Origin of the sequence: Bacillus sp. CCB-MMP212, from assembly GCF_022748145.1 — a bacterium.
In the GTDB taxonomy this organism is placed as follows: Bacteria; Bacillota; Bacilli; order Bacillales; family Bacillaceae_G; genus Bacillus_A; species Bacillus_A cereus.
In genome coordinates this window covers 73,569-91,476 of sequence record NZ_JALDQE010000009.1, presented here as the reverse complement: position 1 = coordinate 91,476, position 17,908 = coordinate 73,569, and the positions used below count along the sequence as shown (strand labels likewise).

Below are 17,908 nucleotides of genomic sequence, written 5' to 3'. Positions count from 1 at the left end.
TCTTCCTTTTACTAATGATACGATAAAAACGCAGGCTCATACAATATTTTCCCGCAAAAGTTTCGAAAAAATTCGCTTCTTTTCTCGTATTTTCGTATTTTTTATGAAAAAAGAGCATTTTTTGTAAAAAAATAGTTGTTTCCTAAGTAGAAATCTTATTTTAAGCAGTACGATAGTAAATGAAATTTATATCGACGATTTTTCGAATATATGAACCGTAACTTGAAATATATCAGCGATTTTCCAAATATATCTACCACAACTCTAATTATATCAGCGATTTTTTTAATATATCAACTTACCAACAAAAATCGACAATGACAGTCTCTATACAGATGCCCCAAAACGCCTTATTGGAACAGCTCATTAAAAGTTTTTATAATTTACTTCCAAATGATTTTAATTCATTCATAAAATCATTGAACTGCGGAATATTCATTTGCTGCGCCTCATCTGATAAAGCTACAGCGGGATTTGGATGTACTTCAGCCATAATTGCGTCTGCACCAATTGCCATCGCTGCTTTTGCAGTTGATAAGAGAAGGTCACGTCGCCCTGTAGAATGCGTTACATCGACAACAACAGGTAAATGTGTTTCTTTCTTTAAAATCGGTACAGCGGAAATATCAAGCGTCTTACGCGTCGCTCTTTCATAAGTGCGAATACCTCTTTCACATAAAATAATGTTCCCATTTCCCTTTGCCATAATATATTCTGCCGCATTAATGAATTCTTCAATCGTTGCTGATAGACCACGTTTTAATAATACTGGTTTATTTACAGCACCAGCTACCCTTAGCAAATCAAAGTTTTGCATATTGTGAGTGCCAATTTGAATAACATCAACGTAATCTAATGACATCTCAATATCATTTGGATTTAAAATTTCACTAATAACAGCCAAATCATATTTATCTGCTACTTGGCGTAAAATTTGTAATCCTGCTAATCCAAGACCTTGAAAATCATACGGTGAAGTATGTGGCTTGAAAGCACCACCACGCATTAATTTCAACAATCGTATCTTCTATTTTTTCTTACAAGACACAAGTAGTGCTTTACGATGATCCTCTTCTTGTAACTCTAAACCAACTTGAAAAATTTGTTTGAAAATATGTTGTAAAGTCGAAGTTTCAAATGGACCATTATTATTCTCTACAATTAAATCCAGCATATTTCTTTCACGTACAGGATCAAAACGTTTCACACCTTATACTTCTTTTAAAGTACCAACTTCTTGTACGAGACGACCTCTTTCGTTTAATAACTCTAATATTTGTAAATTAAGTTGATCAATTTCAGAACTTAAACGACCTAATTGTTGTGATGCCATAAAAAAGCCACATCTTTCAAATTCCTATATATTACTTTTTTAAGATAACTTATTATAGTTGATACATATACGATTGTCACACGATATACAGCAATGAATTATCATCAAAAAACATTGTATATTTTCATTTAAAATAAAAAAAAGACAGTTTACATACTGTCTTTTTTACAAGAAGGAAACAAACGGTTTATCACTGTTTTTCTCTTTTATAATAACGGCCTCAATTTTACTCTCGGACTTGATCTGTAATTGTACTTTCGCATCTTTAGGCAATTTGTCCAACATACCTTGCGCAGCCAATTGGGTAAGAGCCATTAATTCTGTTTTACCGTTATATTTAATAACAATATTCATATTTAATGTATCCATTTGATCTTTCTTATAAGAAACTTTTGCGTTGACTGGAATAAAATCTCCAGTAGAAAAACCTTTTATTTCCTTAGCAAAGTTAGTTATTTTTGTATTATCTTCTCCATGTGCTTGTGTAAATTCATCAGAAGGATATGAATACGACTTTTCATCAATTGTACTCCAATTTCCAAGGTTCGTATCATTCTTTTGAACAGTAGCACTAGCAATATACGTACCATTTTTTAAAGAACTTGTACTTTCTTGCTTAAAGATAGCAAACGTAATTGGAGATTTGTTATATTTATCATTTTTGTTAATAGCTTCAATAAGTTGTTTAGCAACTTCAGACCCTTTAGACATAGCTTCTTCATTCGATACACTTGAAGACATAGCTAAGCCAATCATAACACCAGATAAACTTAATTCATTTGAATTCTGTTTTCCGAAATAGTCTTGTTCTATAATATTCGTCAAAACTGGCGCTTCTACTTTCGCAACTAGTTCATCAACTAGTTTCTCTGGAATATACTGATTTAATTGCAGTACGTGGCTCTCTGTATCAAATTGCTGCGTTGCAATATTTATTAAACCATTTTCATACTCTGCTAAATCTAATTTAGAATTTGTTTTTATATTAGCTGTATTAATAACCTTTTGTTCTTTTAAAGGAATAACAGTTCTATAATAATCTTTAGAAACAGCAGTTCTCGGAATCATACTTTTTTCTTTTGTATCTTTTTGTATAACTTCATCCTTCTTACTAATCGTATTACTATTGTTACTACAAGCTCCCAGTAATAAACTTACGACTGCGAAGGATAATGCCATTTTCTTCATTACTTAAAACCTACTTTCAACAATCTAGTTATTTAGTTTGAACTATTAATAGTGTACCATTAAATATATTTCAACAAAAACAAAAAAAAGAAGCAAGCACCTTTAGCTTGCTTCTTTTTACTTTATATTCTCTTCTAAAGCATCTTTTTTAATATTCCAATGAGATGTATTCCATACTACCATCCCATCTTTTATGTATAGCACTTGCGGTGATTCATGTCTAATACTGTATTGTTCTGCAACACGATTTGACACATCTCTTGCATCTTGTACGTATAAGTAATACGCTGGCACTTCTCTTTCTTCACTGCAATACGCTTGAAATTCTGTGTATGCACCGTGACTAATCGGGCATGTCGTACTATGTTTAAAAAGAACATACGGCTCATTCTTTTCTACTAAGACTTCAAGCTCTTCAATTGTTTCAAGCTTTGTCATATTCATCACGATTCACCTCTCATACGAAATCTAGAGCGCTTCTCTTTCTTTTCAGCGTTTTTCTCAATTCTTTCTAATTTACGCTCTTCTTTTTCAACCTTCTTCTCTTGTCTCGACGCACGGTAATGATTGTATACTTCAATCGCCGCACTGCTCCACTGTACAACTTGCGCTACTTTATCAGCGTTATTTTCAATTTCGTCCGTTACAGAGTCTGATACATTACGAAGCTTCGTATTTAAAGATTGGATTGTCGTTCCAATCCCATCTACACCCGCTACCACTTTATTTAATGACTGTGACTTCTGTTGAATATCATCAGCTAACGCATTCGTTTTATGTAATAATTGCTCTGTCTCTACGCTAATTCCTTGCATTTGTTTTTCTAAACCTTCTAACGTGCTTGCAACGTTTTCTAACGTCTTCTGAACCGATAACAACGTTCTGCATACATACACTACTAATACTGCGAAAGCAACCGCGATAATAGCCGCACTTACATATAAAAGAACTTGCATTTCATCACTTCCTTTATCTTTTTCATACTTTCCCCTATTATACAATCATTTTCCGTTTCATTCTAATCCCTATCTCATCATTAGAATTTTCATACTTATTCGTTAACTGTAACATAAATCATTCAACAAATTCCACTAAGTAGGTTACAATAGGAGAGGATACATAATTAGTAGGGAGGCTTTACATATGAAAGATCCACGTATTGAAAAGTTAGCATACAATTTAATTAACTACTCTATCCGCTTACAAAAAGGTGAAAAAGTATTAATTGAAAACTTTGGCTTACAAAAAGAACTTGTAACTGCACTTGTAAAAGAAGCATATGCAGCTGGTGGTTTCCCATTCGTCTCTTTAAAAGATCATCAAGTAGATCGCTCTTTATTAATGGGTGCTACTGAAGAACATTTCGAACAAATCGCTGCATATGAAGCAAGCGTAATGAAAGACATGGACGCTTATATCGGTCTTCGCTCTGGCGATAATATTAATGAACAAGCTGACGTTCCAAGTGAGCGTATGAAAGTTCATGGCCAAACAGTTGGCAAAAAAGTTCATAGAGACATTCGCGTTCCAAAAACACGCTGGGTTGTTCTTCGCTACCCAAATGCTTCTATGGCACAGCTTGCTAAAATGAGTACAGAAGCTTTCGAAGACTTCTACTTTGAAGTATGTAACTTAGACTACGGTAAAATGGATAAGGCGATGGATAGCCTTGTTACATTAATGAATAAAACAGATAAAGTTCGTTTAACTGGTCCTGGAACTGACTTAACATTCTCTATTAAAGACATTCCAGCAATTAAATGCTCAGGTCATTTAAACATTCCAGATGGTGAAGTATACTCTGCACCAGTTCGTGACTCTGTTAACGGTACAGTTTCTTACAACACACCATCTCCTTACAACGGTTATACATTTGAAAATGTACAACTTAAGTTCGAGAACGGCCAAATCGTTGAAGCAACTGCAAACGATTCAGAACGCATTAATAAAATCTTCGATACAGACGAAGGCGCACGCTACGTTGGTGAGTTCGCAATCGGCGTAAACCCATATATCTTACATCCAATGGGAGACATCCTATTCGATGAAAAAATCGATGGCAGCTTCCACTTCACTCCTGGACAAGCTTACGACGATGCATGGAATGGTAACAACTCGAACATCCATTGGGACTTAGTATGCATCCAACGCCCTGAATACGGCGGCGGTGAAATTTACTTCGACGACGTACTAATCCGTAAAGACGGACGCTTCGTTGTACCTGAATTAGAAGCTTTAAACCCCGAGAACTTAAAATAATAAAAAATGCTCGGAATTATATCCGAGCATTTTTTTATTATCCTCACTCTATATCGAGCTACTGTTCTTACTTTTTGTTTGCTGAAAATGAAAATAATATAAAAGTGCCACTGCGATAGTACCTATTGATATCGGAACATATAAAGGAAGATCCCATTTCATATATACTCTAGTGCAACCAACAAGCACAAATAATATTTCTAAACAAAACAAAGGTTTTACATATTTCATTTCTTTCCTACCATTTCTATTTTCACATGTGGATTTTCTTTCTCTATAAGCGCCAAGAATTCATCCATATTTTGCGGCATCGCAACCATATGTACTTTATATGCATTCGTCGTAATTTCAAGAGACTTTCCGACCTGACGTATAATTCTCACATCTTTTAATACAATATCATCATTTAAAATACCGTACTTTAATACGCCATTTTCTACTTTATGTTTTTTAATAAATACTTCCCAAACGAGTGGTACATTTACAATGAAGCATAAACCCATCCCAATCAACGCTGACATCCAATGCGCTTTATTAGTGAAAAGCATGACAATTGGATATATAAACATAAAAACTAACGTAAGGCAAACGAAAATGACTACTGACTTACTTCTTTGAATTGGAAAGTTCATACCTACACCCCCTAATCCAAATTATACCACTATTTCCATTTTGGTTCATAGAAAAAGGCCATTTCTAAATGACCTTTTACACAATGTACCTATAAAATTTCTTATCTACCTGTAGCACCGGAAAGTTTTTCGGCAACTCGTCTATACTCACACTTTGAAAACCATTCTTTTCATAAAAACGATGTGCCGCTAAAAATTTTACTGTTGTTCCTAAGTAAATATCTTTCAATTTTTTATCCTCAGCCCATGAAATTGCTGTTTGAAGCAACATATGTGATGCGCCCCATTCTTTTCCGCGAAACTCTTTTTGTACGAACATTTTTCTTAGCGCTACTTGATGATTCTCAATATCTAATAAAGCTACTGTTCCAACTACTTTACCATCATAAATTGCTACCCAAAAGTTTCCGTGATCCTTTTGATAGAATGTTTCTATTTCAAGTAAATCAGGTTGCTCTTCTTTCGTAATGGGAACATTATACTCTTTTTGCTGAATATGAACGATAAGATCTACTACTTCCTCTTGAAACGTACTTTCATACGGAACAATACGAATCTTCTCGTTCATCGAATCTCTTTCCATTCTGAAGCTAGTAAACTATATACAGCGATATCATGAAAATGATCATATAGCCATTCTTCATCTCGTAAAATACCATCTAACTTAAACCCTAAACGCTCTGGAATAGCGCGACTTTTCACATTTTCAACACCGCATCGGATTTCCATTTTATTTAATTTTAAATTCTCAAATGCATATTGAAGCACAGCCTTCACGCTACGCGTCATAACGCCTTTTCCTCCAGCATCTTCTGCAAGGTAATACCCAAGACTCGCGGCTTTCTTCCCCCAGCTCACTGGATGAATGCCTACCATCCCAACGAGCTTTCCTTTGTAACGTATACCACTTTCAAAACCGTCTCCCTCTGCAAACTTCTTTAACCACATCGGAAAAATCTCATCATAAGCATCAGCAGATTTTGTCCCATCTACCCAAGGGAGCCATTTTCGTAAATGATTACGGTTTTGATCTAATAATTGATATAATTCCTCTTTATGATGTTTTTCTAGTAATTGTAGTTCGATTTCGTCATCTACTCGGAGTGTGAACATGTTTTTTAGTCCTCTTTTTAGTTTTCTTATTATTCTAACATTTATATTTCAAAACGCGTACCAATATATCAACGATTTTTGAAATATATCGAACACAACTCCATATATATCGACGTTTCAACATTAAAGCACAACCACGACAACATAAAAAAGACGCACAGCCAAGCTATGCGTCTTTTCTATTATTTCTCTGCAACTTGAACTTCTTTTACGTAAGCTGCTTCGAATTTTTGGATGTCACCTGCGCCCATGAAAATTAGAACGCCGTTTTTATGTTTCTTTAATACATCCGTTGTTGTATCTGTAATTAATTCTGCACCGTCAATACGCTTTTGCAGATCTTCGATTGTTAATTCACCTTTGTTTTCACGTGCTGATCCGAAAATATCACATAAGTATACTTGGTCAGCTTTGCTTAAGCTTTCTGCGAACTCATCTAAGAACTTTTCTGTACGTGAGAATGTATGTGGCTGGAATACAGCGACAACTTCACGCTCTGGATGTTTTTGACGAGCAGCTTCAATCGTTGCATTAATTTCTGTCGGATGGTGTGCGTAGTCATCGATGATTACTTGCTCTCCCATCGGCTTTTCATTAAAGCGACGTTTTACGCCTTCAAAAGTTGTTAATTGATGTTTTACTGCTTCTACATCAACGTTTTCATAATGACAAAGCGCGATTACTGCTAATGCATTTAATACGCTATGGTTGCCGTATCCTGTAATTTTGAACGTGTCATAGTACGTATTACGAACGAATACATCGAATATCGTGCCATCTGTTCTCTTTTGAATGTTACGTGCTTGGAAATCATTATCTTCTCCAAATCCATAGAAAATAACAGGTACTTTCGCTTGAATTTTTTGAAGTTCTTCATCATCTCCACATGCAATAATGCCTTTTTTCACTTGCAATGCCATCTCTTGGAATGCACTGAATACATCATTGATGTCTGCAAAATAATCTGGATGATCAAAATCAATATTCGTCATAATTGCATAGTCTGGATTGTAAGACAAGAAATGACGACGATACTCACAAGCTTCAAATACAAAATACTTACTATTTTCTACCCCATGCCCTGTTCCATCTCCAATAAGGTAAGATGTCGGGTGTGCACCTTGCATTACATGGGCTAACAAACCTGTTGTTGATGTTTTTCCGTGTGCACCAGTTACAGCAACACTTGTGTATTGGCTCATCAGGTCACCTAAGAAGTGATGGTAACGATGGACTGGGATGTTTAATTCTTTTGCTGCTACGATTTCTTCATGCGTATCAGGAAATGCATTTCCTGCAATAATCACTTGTCCTTCTTCTACATTATTCTTATCAAAAGGAAGGATCGAGATACTACGCTTTTCCAACGCTGTTTGTGTAAAGAAACGCTTTTCATAATCAGACCCTTGAACAGTATGCTTCATATCATGAAGAATTTGCGCTAATGAACTCATTCCTGTTCCTTTAATTCCTACAAAATGGTAAACTGTCATCTTAAAGAACCTCCAACATTTCGAACTAATACAACGGCCTATCTATAAGACAGTATATGAATCTTTTCTTATTTTGGTAATCATCATACATTTTTGATGTAGTGAAGTTATTCTTTCCCTTCACTTATCAGGATAAACTCGTACGTACTTCTTTATATGTCCATAACAAGTCCATTATAGCAAAAAAGAAGCCGCTATACTATGATAACAGAAAAACTGATAGGGTCAATCACCTATCAGTTTTTCTCTCTTTTACATATCTTCTCTTTTTTCTAATTGAACACGCTCTAAACGTGGGTTTGGACGATATTTACGACCAGCTTTTGCTTCTGGTTTCCCATTTAATTCTACATTATCACCAGTAAAGCCAATATTCATTTTTAACAAGCTACTTCCTACCCCGTATATGTCAACAGGTACCTTTTGAGCTTCAAATTCACGAATACGTTTTTCATCAAATCCACCAGTTACAACGATGTCTACATGCTGGAATCCTTCTTCATCAAGCGCCTTGCGAAGTGCAAATACGAGCGATGGGTTTACACCACGTGGATCGAATGTTCCAAGTACTTCTGGATGGCGAATAAAGTATTGATCAATCATTGTGCGAGACGTATCTACACGCACACCTTTTAATGTTGATCCAAACTCACGCGCTACACGAAGTGCATCTGTAATAACATCATTATTGTAATCAATTAGTACAACTAATTCATCTTCTGGGAATTTCTTATGATATGCTTTTGCCGCTTCTACAACATCACCATTAAACATTTGAATTAATGCGTGAGGCATTGTTCCCATACCACTTCTGCCCCACCATTCATTCATTGCATGCGTCGCTTGTGCGCTCATACCTCCGATGTATGCTGCATAACCGTCACCAGCTTGTTGTGTATAATGATCGTCACGATCTCCCATGAAAATAACTGGTTTTTCTTTATCTACACTACGTGCAGCTTGGACAACATTATATACGTTTGTTGCAACCGATGTACGACGAGCTAAAATCCCATCAATAACACCTTCTAAAAATCCGAAATTCTCATAAGGACCATGAATTGTTAACACTGTTTCAAATGGACTAATTTTATCGCCATCTTTTAAAGAGTTAATTTCAAGTTCCTCAGGATTTTTAGCGAATGTTTGCAGCAATGCAATTACTTCATCTGTTCCGCAAAGAACTGCATTTTCTTTTTGGAAAAATTGCATCGTTACAACACTTTTTGGGCGAAATTCTTCAATAATTTCTCTAGTTTTTAAAAAGTAAACGGCGGAGAACCAACCTTCCCCAACGCGTTCGTCAAATTTAAATGTTTTATTTGTTAGTCGATTTATTTCACCTTTTAATTTTAATTCAATTTCTTTCATGTCGCTTTACTCCCTACTTTACTATCCAACATTTTCTATTAGTATACAGCAAAACCGTGGACTATACATTGGTTTCCTGCATAGCAGCAAATTCATCCTCAGAAATAAGGACATCTCTCGGCTTAGTTCCTCTCGCTTCAGAAATAATCCCTTGCGATTCCATCTCTTCAATGAGACGTGCTGCGCGATTATAACCAATACGGAATTTTCGCTGTACAGAAGATGTGGACGCTCCCCCTTGTTCTACAACAAATTGACATGCATCAAAGAACAGCTCATCTTCCGACTCAGCCTGTTCTGTTTTCGCTAATAAATCCTCTTGCTTAAATAAGTAATTCGGCTTCATTTGCTTTCTCACATGATCAACTGTTTTTTCAATCTCATCATCCGATACATATACACCTTGTACACGAACTGGCTTAGATGTACCGTTCCCTAAAAATAACATATCACCACGGCCAAGTAATTTTTCCGCGCCCCCAATATCGATAATCGTACGTGAATCAACTTGAGATGATACAGTAAACGCAATACGCGTTGGAATATTTGATTTAATTAACCCTGTAATAACATCTACAGATGGACGCTGCGTCGCAACTAATAAATGAATACCACAAGCACGTGCTTTTTGCGCAATACGACAAATTGCTTCCTCAACATCACCTGGTGCTACCATCATTAAATCGGCTAACTCATCAATAACGATAACGATATAAGGTAATGTCTCACCTGGAATATCTCGCTCACTTACAATTGTATTATAGCGAGTTAAATCACGAGCACCAGCATGCGCAAACAATTCATAACGACGCTCCATCTCATCAACTGCCCACTTTAACGCAGCTGTCGCTGCTTTTACATCCGTAATAACAGGTGCTACAAGATGCGGAACAGAATTGTATGGTGCAAGCTCAACCATCTTCGGATCAATTAACATTAACTTCACTTCATGTGGTTTCGCTTTATATAAAATACTCGTTAAAATCGCGTTAATACACACACTTTTACCTGAACCCGTTGCACCCGCAATAAGTCCGTGCGGCATTTTTCGAATATCCGTTACAATTGGATCCCCTGAAATATCAAGTCCAAGCGCAACAGTAAGCGGTGATTCACTCTTTGTGAATACAGGACTTCTTAAAATCTCGCGAAGAAATACTGGCTTACTTTCTTTATTTGGAACTTCAATTCCAATTGCACTCTTCCCTGGAATCGGCGCTTCAATACGAATATCTTTCGCAGCTAAACTTAACTTAATATCATCACTTAAATTTGTAATTTTATTTACTTTCACGCCTGGGTCTGGTTGCACTTCAAAACGAGTTACTGCTGGCCCTTGCGATACATTAATAACATGTGCTCCAACATGAAAATTATTAAACGTTGTATCTAATAATTCTTTTTGCTCATCTAACCATTCTGTATTATCTAGCGCTGATTGCTGTGGAATTGACAACAACGCTAATGGCGGAACAGTATATGTCGGTGGTGTGTGCAATACATTTCGCATATCGTTCTCTCTTTGATTTACAACATATGCTTTCTCTTTTGGTTCTGTACTTGAAATTGACTTTTGTACTTGCTCTACCACTACTTGTTGCATTGGTTGTTCTTCCACTTGTGGTTCTGCTACTACTTGCTGCATTGGGCTTTCTTCCACTTGTGATTCTACTACCACCTGCTGCATTGGTTGTTCTTCCACTTGTGGTTCTGCTACTACTTGCTGCACTGGGCTTTCTTCCACTTGTGATTCTACTACCACCTGCTGCATTGGTTGCTCTTCCACTTGTGGTTCTGCTACTACTTGCTGCATTGGTTGTTCTTCCACTTGTGGTTCTACTACTACCTGTTGCTCTAGGCTTTCTTCCACTTGTGGTTCTGCCACTACTTGCTGCACTGGGCTTTCTTCCACTTGTGGTTCTGCTACTACTTGCTGCACTGGGCTTTCTTCCACTTGTGGTTCTGCTACCTCTTGTTGTACTGGCTTATTCTCTACTCGTACATTAGCAGAAGGCTGCATTGCATTTGCTCTAACTGCATGTCTTTCCATTAATCGTGTTCTATCTTGTTTCAACATAACAACATTAAATGGTACATGACGCTTTTTCTCACGTTTTGGTTCTTCTTTTTTTACAACGGGTTGTTCTTCTACGACCGGCACTTCTTCTTCAACTGATTGCTCTTCTACGACCGGTGCTTCTTCTTCAACTGATTGCTCTTCTACGACCGGTGCTTCTTCTTCAACTGATTGCTCTTCTACGACCGGTGCTTCTTCTTCAACTCGTTTATTTTCTTCTGTTTCTGCAATTAAAACATTCGCAAAGCTTTGAACATCGTTCTTTGTCTGTTCATCAGCCTCAGCTACATGTATGAATTCACTGTTTTGTTCAATTACTTCATCTTCTTGCTGAATTTCCTCAAGTGCTACAAATGTCTCTACTACAGGCGCTTTTGTTTCTGCGATCACTTCTACTTCTTCTAGCTCTTCTGTTTCCGCAATTACTTCCACTTCTTCTAGCTCTTCTGTTTCCGCAATTACTTCCACTTCTTCTAGCTCTTCTGTTTCCGCAATTACTTCCACTTCTTCTAGCTCTTCTGTTTCCGCAATCACTTCCACTTCTTCTAGCTCTTCTGTTTCCGCAATCACTTCCACTTCTTCTGACTCTTCCGCTTCTGCAATTACTTCCACTTCTTCTGACTCTTCCGCTTCTGCAATTACTTCCACTTCTTCTGATTCTTCTGTTTCCGCAATTTCTTCCACTTCTTCTGATTCTTCTGTTTCTGCAATTACTTCTACTTCTTCTAGCTCTTCTGCTTCTGCAATCACTTCTACTTCTTCTGATTCTTCTGTTTCTGCGATTACTTCCACTTCTTCTGATTCTTCTGTTTCTGCGATTACTTCCACTTCTTCTGATTCTTCTGTTTCTGCAATTACTTCTACTTCTTCTAGCTCTTCTGCTTCTGCAATTACTTCCACTTCTTCTGATTCTTCTGTTTCTGCGATTACTTCCACTTCTTCTGATTCTTCTGTTTCTTCTGTTTCTGCAATTACTTCTACTTCTTCTGGCTCTTCTGTTTCTGCAATTACTTCTACTTCTTCTAGCTCTTCTGTTTCTGTAATTACTTCCACTTCTTCTAGCTCTTCTGGTATTTCCACAATGATTGTTTCTTCAAGTTTTTCTTCTGCTTTGACAATCACTGATTCTTCTGGAGCTTGCTTTTCTACTTCAATAGTAGGTTGTTTTATTTCTGTATTACGTTTAATTTCTTCTGATAATATTGTATCCTCGTGCTCTACTTTAGAAGCTACTAATTCTTCTTGTAGATTGTTTTCGTTTAACACCACTACATCTTTTTCTAGCTTAACACTTTCCATCTGCTCAGCTACTGTTTTATGAAGTAATTCATCCGCTGAAACTTCCTGCGGTGTACTCATTTCTTTAATCACTTCTTTTTCTTCTACTAAATGCACTTGGCGTTCAATTTCATAACCGTTTTTCTCTAGCCATTGATCAACAACTGATTTTTCTTCTTTTTTGCCCTGTTGGCCTTTCTGTTCAACTACTTCACCTGGAGCAGAAGACGTTGCTTGCCCTTCTGAGAAATCAGATAATTTATATCCTTTTTTCTCTAACCATGCATCAACAACTGCTTTTCCCTCTACAGATATTTCAAGATCTTCTCTTTCTTTTACTTCCTCCTGCTTTTCAACCTTTTTCTCTACTGAAGGACGATTATATCCATAAATTGGCGAAATCATTTCTGTTGGACGAAATGGTCTACGGTTACTCTCTTGCGAAGGTGCAGATGCCTTTTTAACGACAGACTCCCGCACCGGTTCATATTGCACTTCCGGTTCTTCATATGTAGAAACAACCTTTTCCACATACGGTCGTCTGCTTCTTTCCACCTTTATTCCTCTTTGGGCAGTCGGTTCTTCATATGCTACTCCTTGAACAGGTTGTTCTTCAAAGCGATTTACTTCGCTTTCATCCTCTTCATCGAACCCATTATCCGGTACTAAAGGAAAACGGCATTTACCTGCATTCCTACTTGCCATTTGTGCTTCTCTTGCTTCAGTGTAGTGGTTTACACGAGGAATTTTCGGCTGACTTTCAATTTGCTTTGGTACTTCTTTATTCATCGCTGTTTGTTCTTCCTCTTTGTTAAACAGCTTTTTCATCCAATCTAACATGCTTACCACTCTTTCTACTAAATAGTAACATCCTTTATTGTATCAGCATTCGGCAAAAAGTGCAGGTAAAATTAAGCATGTCATATTTATCCACAATATTCTAATTTACGAGTGTTTTCATATGGAAAAACGCAGCCTTTCATGTAAGACTGCGCTTAAGCTTTACTCTTCCGATATGCATCTACACTATCCGTTACACTTTGCAATAAAGAATTTACATACTGCGGGTCAGATAATTTTTTATCTTCTTCATGGTTTGACATAAACCCAAGTTCTAATAGTACGCCAGGTACTTTGGACCAATTGAATCCAGAAAGGTCATCCCTAAATTTAATTCCATTTACTTTCACTTGCTGATTTTCTCTCATTTTATTTACTATCGTTTGAGAGATTTGAAGACTTTCCACATAAATCTCTTTCGTATATGGACTTCCTTCTGCCGGCGTCAATACAGCAAATCCACTTTGGTTTGGATTTTCAGAACCATCTGCATGAAGACGTAAAAATAAATTGGCCTTATGATTATTTGCGAATGTCGCCCGTTCTTTATTACTTATATCAACGTCTTGTGATATTCTCGTCATTAACACTTGTATCCCTTTTGCTTCAAGCTTTTCTTTTAATAAAAAAGCCATTTCTAATACAAGTACAGCCTCTCTCTTTTTCGTCACAACACCTGTTGTACCGTCTGTCACTTTATATTTTTGCGTTGTTGCCCCTGGTCCAATCGGCTCTAAATTTAAATTCGCTTTTTGTTGATGCCCTGGATCAATAACGACGAGAAACTTTCCTTGCTTTTCATTACTCTCTACTTTTTGTTCATTATTTTGCACTGGTTGCTCAATTGGCTGCACCGTTGTAGTTTCTTCTTTCTTTTCCTCGGCTGATACTTTCTCTTGCCTATGTTCTACTTGTGATTCTTCATTCTTTTCTTGTTCTTGCTGCTTTTCTACCGGTGCGTCTTCTTTGGTATCTTTGTTTTTCTCTTGTATAGAAGATGTAGTTTCTTTTTTCGGCTGCTCTTGTGAACAACCGGCCATATATATTCCAATGAATACAATCATGCTCATTATTTTTATATACTTCATACTTCTCTCCCATCACTTTACACCGGATTCAAAGTTTCTCTTATAATTGCCCTATAATCTCATCCATATTTCCAATATAAACTGGCTGCCATTTTTCTGTACCACGTTCTGCAGTATAAACCGGATAAGCGTCATCATCTATATTTACGAAAACTGGATCGCCCATATCCGTTTCATATCCAATTGCAATCCATCCTTCTTGCCACTTTCCGTTTTCTTCACTTATTAATGAATTTTTATGTTTATCGTATCGGTAACCGATTTGTCCTTTTTCTAATTCCCTTTCACTAAACACATATATTTCATAAGTACCTAGCTCAACATCTTGCTGTTTTGAAGTTTCAATTCGTTTTAGAAGTTCTGCGATTTTTAGTTGTTGTTTCATACGTCTATCCCCTTCTATTTTTCTAAATTTTAACTAGTTTGTTTATAAAATACAATATAGATTTTAAGACAAAAGGTGACACCCTGATCATATTTACGATTTTTTGAGTATATCTATCACAACTCTCAATATATCAACGATTCAACACGAAATTTCGATTTACCAACAAAAATGACAAAAAAGAGAGGCTGCCCAAAAGGACAACCTCTCTTTTCTTATATCAATTAAAATTTAAATTCTTGTCCAACTTCAAAACTATCTTCTAATACAAGAATACCTTTTTCTTGTGGAGCGTCTGGAAGCTCTAATTCACGTGCAGAGCAGATCATTCCAGAAGAAGGAACACCGCGAAGCTCAGCTGGCTTGATTAACATACCGCTTGGCATTACAGCACCGATTTTTGCAACGACAACTTTTTGTCCTGCATCAACGTTTGGTGCGCCACATACGATTTGTAATGTTTCTGTACCGATTTCTACTTTACAGATGTTTAACTTATCAGCATTTGGATGCTTTTCTTTTTCAGCTACATAACCTACAACAAATTTCGGAGAAAGATCTGCTTCTACTGTTTCTTCAAAGCCGTTCTTCGCTAAAATTTCGTTGATTTTCTCAACAAGCTCTTTCGTTAATGTAAGGTTACCTGTTTCTGTTACTTCTAAATAAGAAGATGCATTAAAGATGTTGAATCCTCCCGTTACGTTGCTTTCACGATCATAAACGCGAGCAACATCTCCTTTGCGATCAAAAGTACGGTTCTCTAAAGTAATATCTTGTAAGGCAACAATTAAAGTGTCACCAATTCCTTCAAGGTTGTAAAAAACGTTCACTTCGTTCATCCTTTCTCTTTTCCATCTGTCTTCTTCCGATTCTTCGCTAAAATAAAGATTGGTTCAAAGTCTCCATCTTCATATACGAATGAAAGTGATGTAATCGGAACATGCCCTTCGGCAAAAAATTTCATTGTCATTTGTGCAATAATATCATAACCGATTTCGTTAACGATATCAGCAATAATTAATACATCTTGGTGAGGAACAGCAACAACCATGTCACCAGAAATCTTTTCACGCATCGATTGTAGTAACGATTCGTTTAAAATACGCGTCGCGTCATATCCATCATTTGTGTTTAAAAAGTAGAATGTATTACCCGCTACTGTGTCTTGTTTAAATTCATAACCTAATGAACGAGCATTGAATAATGCCATTTCACGTACTTGTTGTTCTGTAAGCTCTAACTTTTGTAATAAACGCTCATCGATTAGTCGATACGTTTTATTAGAATCTAACGCGTAGTAAATACGTGTTTCCGCCGTATGATCCGTCATAATAAACGGATTTCCTTCTTCTGCTTGTTTCGGGAAAGAAGTAGAGCGAATAACAGGTAAAATTTTCGCTCCGCTATTTTCTTCTTTATGCATCGCAATTAGCGCTTCTTGTACGTAATAAGCAACCTCTTCAATTGCTTTTTCTTTATTCACTTCCCATTTTGCCACAACTCCTGGAAGCGATACGTTAATACCTTTTTTAGAGTCTTTCTGTTCAATACGTAGAACTTCTTTCTCGCTATCATACTGAAAGTCCCATTCTGGGCGAGATAATTTCTTCATTAACTCGTCTTTCATCTTTTTACTTGTCATCTTCATCTCTTTTTCCTCCCTTCCAAAAAAATAACCTCCCCCGCGAAGGTAGAGGTTGTTTTACAATTCAATTGGCAAATTGCCTTATTTTAAACCTTCAATGAACTCTTCGATTTGTTCTTGTGTTTTACGATCTTTGTTTACATAGCGACCAGTTTCTTCACCCTTATTGTACGCTACAAAGCTCGGAATGCCAAATACGTCTAATTTTACACATAGATCAATAAACTCATCACGATCTACATAGTAAAATGAGAAATCACTATATTTCTCTTCTACTTCTGGCATAAATGGGTCTACAAAACGGCAGTCTGGGCACCATTCTGCTGAGAACATAAAGACTACATTCTCTTCATTTTTTAATTGTTGGAATTGCTCCATGCTTTCTAATGACTTCATCTATATTTCCTCCTCTAACGAGTGCATGTTTTCATGTTATAATCTTTCTTTTATACTACCATACATCACGCATGGTGCAAGGTTTATGCTTGCTTTTTGTCATACTTATATTGCCCAACAAGTAACTTAACAACGTGTACAAATAATTCCGTGCGATCAACATAATCATCTGTAAAAATACCGATTGCACCTTCGTGACTACGAATATCTTTTCTCTGTACAAACTCTTCCATCACTTCACTTAACTCCTTGCCCTCTTCAAGAGGTGCTAAAAAATCATCCGGTAACGTAATACGTGCCCCGCCGGCAACAAATATTTTACCATCACTTGTTGCTAGCGCGCCCCAATTACACATAAATAAACCGTACTCCGTTTTCATTACGCCGCCTTCTAGCCCAATACCAATTTGAGCTCCTCCTTCCTCTAGCGCTCGCTTCGCTCTATTAATCGCTCCTTGCATCGTCTCTTCATCTGAAAACGGCTGATTTGCTACTCCTGAAGGAACAGAAAAAGATGTAATTTCAGCATCTTTCCAAACCTTCTCCACAGCGCCAACCTTCGTTTTATTCTTCGATCCAACTACTACTTTCATTTCGTTCACCTCTATAAAAATTCATCATTCTATTCTAATATCCGCTTCAGTTACAAATTAAACATCAACCACTACCACATATCACCAAGTCATCTATTCAGCCTAAAAAAGAAGGTTTTTTCTAGCAACATTACCGTCTTCGAAAACAAAAACAGCCTTCCTCTCACTTCCTACTTGGAGTCTTCATACATCATTCGAACACCAATTAAGCACTGAC

Annotated in this window: 17 protein-coding genes and 1 pseudogene; 1 reads left to right on the top strand and 17 read right to left on the bottom strand. The window is 36.7% G+C overall.

What is annotated here, in order from left to right:
* Nucleotides 1-376: 376 nt before the first annotated feature.
* The 4 genes and pseudogenes from MRP26_RS22500 to MRP26_RS22480 all read right to left on the bottom strand — a co-directional run bounded on the left by MRP26_RS22500 (nt 377) and on the right by MRP26_RS22480 (nt 3,477).
* Nucleotides 377-1,333 (bottom strand): annotated as a pseudogene (locus MRP26_RS22500) (bifunctional 3-deoxy-7-phosphoheptulonate synthase/chorismate mutase).
* 165 nt (nt 1,334-1,498) lie between these two features.
* Nucleotides 1,499-2,521, bottom strand: a complete 1,023-nt coding sequence (locus tag MRP26_RS22490; RefSeq protein ID WP_000738029.1) for a CamS family sex pheromone protein — start codon at nt 2,519-2,521, stop codon at nt 1,499-1,501.
* Between the two features lie 117 nt (nt 2,522-2,638).
* Nucleotides 2,639-2,965 carry a bacillithiol system redox-active protein YtxJ gene (ytxJ, locus tag MRP26_RS22485; RefSeq protein WP_001057469.1) on the bottom strand — a complete coding sequence of 109 codons (327 nt, stop codon included), beginning with the start codon at nt 2,963-2,965 and terminating at the stop codon, nt 2,639-2,641.
* Nucleotides 2,965-3,477, bottom strand: coding sequence for a DUF948 domain-containing protein (locus MRP26_RS22480; protein ID WP_001197721.1), 513 nt, complete (start codon nt 3,475-3,477; stop codon nt 2,965-2,967). The genes ytxJ and MRP26_RS22480 overlap by 1 nt, the downstream gene beginning before the upstream one ends.
* A gap of 187 nt (nt 3,478-3,664) precedes the next feature.
* Between MRP26_RS22480 and MRP26_RS22475 the strand changes: the two genes are divergently transcribed.
* A complete protein-coding gene (locus MRP26_RS22475) occupies nt 3,665-4,780 on the top strand; it encodes an aminopeptidase (RefSeq protein ID WP_000654729.1) in 1,116 nt (371 codons plus the stop codon).
* A 48-nt stretch (nt 4,781-4,828) separates the two neighbouring features.
* Here MRP26_RS22475 and MRP26_RS22470 read toward each other — a convergent pair whose 3' ends face one another.
* The 13 genes from MRP26_RS22470 to MRP26_RS22410 form a co-directional block, all read right to left on the bottom strand.
* Nucleotides 4,829-5,011: a hypothetical protein gene (locus tag MRP26_RS22470; RefSeq protein WP_071740266.1), complete on the bottom strand. Its 183-nt coding sequence runs from the start codon at nt 5,009-5,011 to the stop codon at nt 4,829-4,831.
* Nucleotides 5,008-5,412, bottom strand: a complete 405-nt coding sequence (locus MRP26_RS22465) for a PH domain-containing protein (protein ID WP_001010643.1) — start codon at nt 5,410-5,412, stop codon at nt 5,008-5,010. Before MRP26_RS22465 ends, MRP26_RS22470 begins: the two co-directional genes overlap by 4 nt.
* A gap of 76 nt (nt 5,413-5,488) precedes the next feature.
* The gene (locus MRP26_RS22460) at nt 5,489-5,980 is read right to left on the bottom strand and encodes a GNAT family N-acetyltransferase (RefSeq protein WP_078400680.1); all 492 of its coding nucleotides are present in this window, start codon (nt 5,978-5,980) and stop codon (nt 5,489-5,491) included.
* Nucleotides 5,977-6,525 carry a GNAT family N-acetyltransferase gene (locus MRP26_RS22455; RefSeq protein WP_078400681.1) on the bottom strand — a complete coding sequence of 183 codons (549 nt, stop codon included), beginning with the start codon at nt 6,523-6,525 and terminating at the stop codon, nt 5,977-5,979. Before MRP26_RS22455 ends, MRP26_RS22460 begins: the two co-directional genes overlap by 4 nt.
* A gap of 182 nt (nt 6,526-6,707) precedes the next feature.
* A complete protein-coding gene (gene murC / locus MRP26_RS22450; RefSeq protein WP_000219469.1) occupies nt 6,708-8,018 on the bottom strand; it encodes a UDP-N-acetylmuramate--L-alanine ligase in 1,311 nt (436 codons plus the stop codon).
* A gap of 252 nt (nt 8,019-8,270) precedes the next feature.
* On the bottom strand, nt 8,271-9,389 hold the full coding sequence (locus tag MRP26_RS22445; RefSeq protein ID WP_000658372.1) for a nicotinate phosphoribosyltransferase: 1,119 nt from the start codon (nt 9,387-9,389) through the stop codon (nt 8,271-8,273).
* Nucleotides 9,390-9,450: 61 nt separating this feature from the next.
* Nucleotides 9,451-13,584 (bottom strand): DNA translocase FtsK, encoded by a 4,134-nt coding sequence (locus MRP26_RS22440; RefSeq protein WP_242806979.1) that lies wholly within the window; start codon nt 13,582-13,584, stop codon nt 9,451-9,453.
* Nucleotides 13,585-13,739: 155 nt separating this feature from the next.
* Nucleotides 13,740-14,672: an N-acetylmuramoyl-L-alanine amidase gene (locus MRP26_RS22435; protein WP_242806977.1), complete on the bottom strand. Its 933-nt coding sequence runs from the start codon at nt 14,670-14,672 to the stop codon at nt 13,740-13,742.
* 40 nt (nt 14,673-14,712) lie between these two features.
* Complete coding sequence (locus MRP26_RS22430; protein ID WP_072940379.1) at nt 14,713-15,057, bottom strand: thiamine transporter; 345 nt, start codon at nt 15,055-15,057, stop codon at nt 14,713-14,715.
* A 224-nt stretch (nt 15,058-15,281) separates the two neighbouring features.
* Nucleotides 15,282-15,896 (bottom strand): YtpR family tRNA-binding protein, encoded by a 615-nt coding sequence (gene ytpR / locus MRP26_RS22425; protein ID WP_001006777.1) that lies wholly within the window; start codon nt 15,894-15,896, stop codon nt 15,282-15,284.
* Nucleotides 15,893-16,705, bottom strand: coding sequence for a DUF1444 domain-containing protein (locus MRP26_RS22420; protein ID WP_000784605.1), 813 nt, complete (start codon nt 16,703-16,705; stop codon nt 15,893-15,895). The genes ytpR and MRP26_RS22420 overlap by 4 nt, the downstream gene beginning before the upstream one ends.
* Before the next feature lie 78 nt (nt 16,706-16,783).
* Entirely contained in the window at nt 16,784-17,098 is a 315-nt protein-coding gene (locus tag MRP26_RS22415; RefSeq protein WP_000838193.1) for a thioredoxin family protein, read from the bottom strand.
* Between the two features lie 83 nt (nt 17,099-17,181).
* A complete protein-coding gene (locus MRP26_RS22410) occupies nt 17,182-17,691 on the bottom strand; it encodes a DUF84 family protein (RefSeq protein ID WP_242806976.1) in 510 nt (169 codons plus the stop codon).
* Nucleotides 17,692-17,908 lie beyond the last annotated feature (217 nt).

Excerpts from the sequence above, each read along its gene's own strand:
- MRP26_RS22490 (WP_000738029.1), bottom strand. The coding sequence starts at position 2,521 with ATGAAGAAAATGGCATTATCCTTCGCAGTCGTAAGTTTATTACTGGGA.
- ytxJ (WP_001057469.1), bottom strand. The coding sequence starts at position 2,965 with ATGAATATGACAAAGCTTGAAACAATTGAAGAGCTTGAAGTCTTAGTA.
- MRP26_RS22480 (WP_001197721.1), bottom strand. The coding sequence starts at position 3,477 with ATGCAAGTTCTTTTATATGTAAGTGCGGCTATTATCGCGGTTGCTTTC.
- MRP26_RS22475 (WP_000654729.1), top strand. The coding sequence starts at position 3,665 with ATGAAAGATCCACGTATTGAAAAGTTAGCATACAATTTAATTAACTAC.
- MRP26_RS22470 (WP_071740266.1), bottom strand. The coding sequence starts at position 5,011 with ATGAAATATGTAAAACCTTTGTTTTGTTTAGAAATATTATTTGTGCTT.
- MRP26_RS22465 (WP_001010643.1), bottom strand. The coding sequence starts at position 5,412 with ATGAACTTTCCAATTCAAAGAAGTAAGTCAGTAGTCATTTTCGTTTGC.
- MRP26_RS22460 (WP_078400680.1), bottom strand. The coding sequence starts at position 5,980 with ATGAACGAGAAGATTCGTATTGTTCCGTATGAAAGTACGTTTCAAGAG.
- MRP26_RS22455 (WP_078400681.1), bottom strand. The coding sequence starts at position 6,525 with ATGTTCACACTCCGAGTAGATGACGAAATCGAACTACAATTACTAGAA.
- murC (WP_000219469.1), bottom strand. The coding sequence starts at position 8,018 with ATGACAGTTTACCATTTTGTAGGAATTAAAGGAACAGGAATGAGTTCA.
- MRP26_RS22445 (WP_000658372.1), bottom strand. The coding sequence starts at position 9,389 with ATGAAAGAAATTGAATTAAAATTAAAAGGTGAAATAAATCGACTAACA.
- MRP26_RS22440 (WP_242806979.1), bottom strand. The coding sequence starts at position 13,584 with ATGTTAGATTGGATGAAAAAGCTGTTTAACAAAGAGGAAGAACAAACA.
- MRP26_RS22435 (WP_242806977.1), bottom strand. The coding sequence starts at position 14,672 with ATGAAGTATATAAAAATAATGAGCATGATTGTATTCATTGGAATATAT.
- MRP26_RS22430 (WP_072940379.1), bottom strand. The coding sequence starts at position 15,057 with ATGAAACAACAACTAAAAATCGCAGAACTTCTAAAACGAATTGAAACT.
- ytpR (WP_001006777.1), bottom strand. The coding sequence starts at position 15,896 with ATGAACGAAGTGAACGTTTTTTACAACCTTGAAGGAATTGGTGACACT.
- MRP26_RS22420 (WP_000784605.1), bottom strand. The coding sequence starts at position 16,705 with ATGAAGATGACAAGTAAAAAGATGAAAGACGAGTTAATGAAGAAATTA.
- MRP26_RS22415 (WP_000838193.1), bottom strand. The coding sequence starts at position 17,098 with ATGAAGTCATTAGAAAGCATGGAGCAATTCCAACAATTAAAAAATGAA.
- MRP26_RS22410 (WP_242806976.1), bottom strand. The coding sequence starts at position 17,691 with ATGAAAGTAGTAGTTGGATCGAAGAATAAAACGAAGGTTGGCGCTGTG.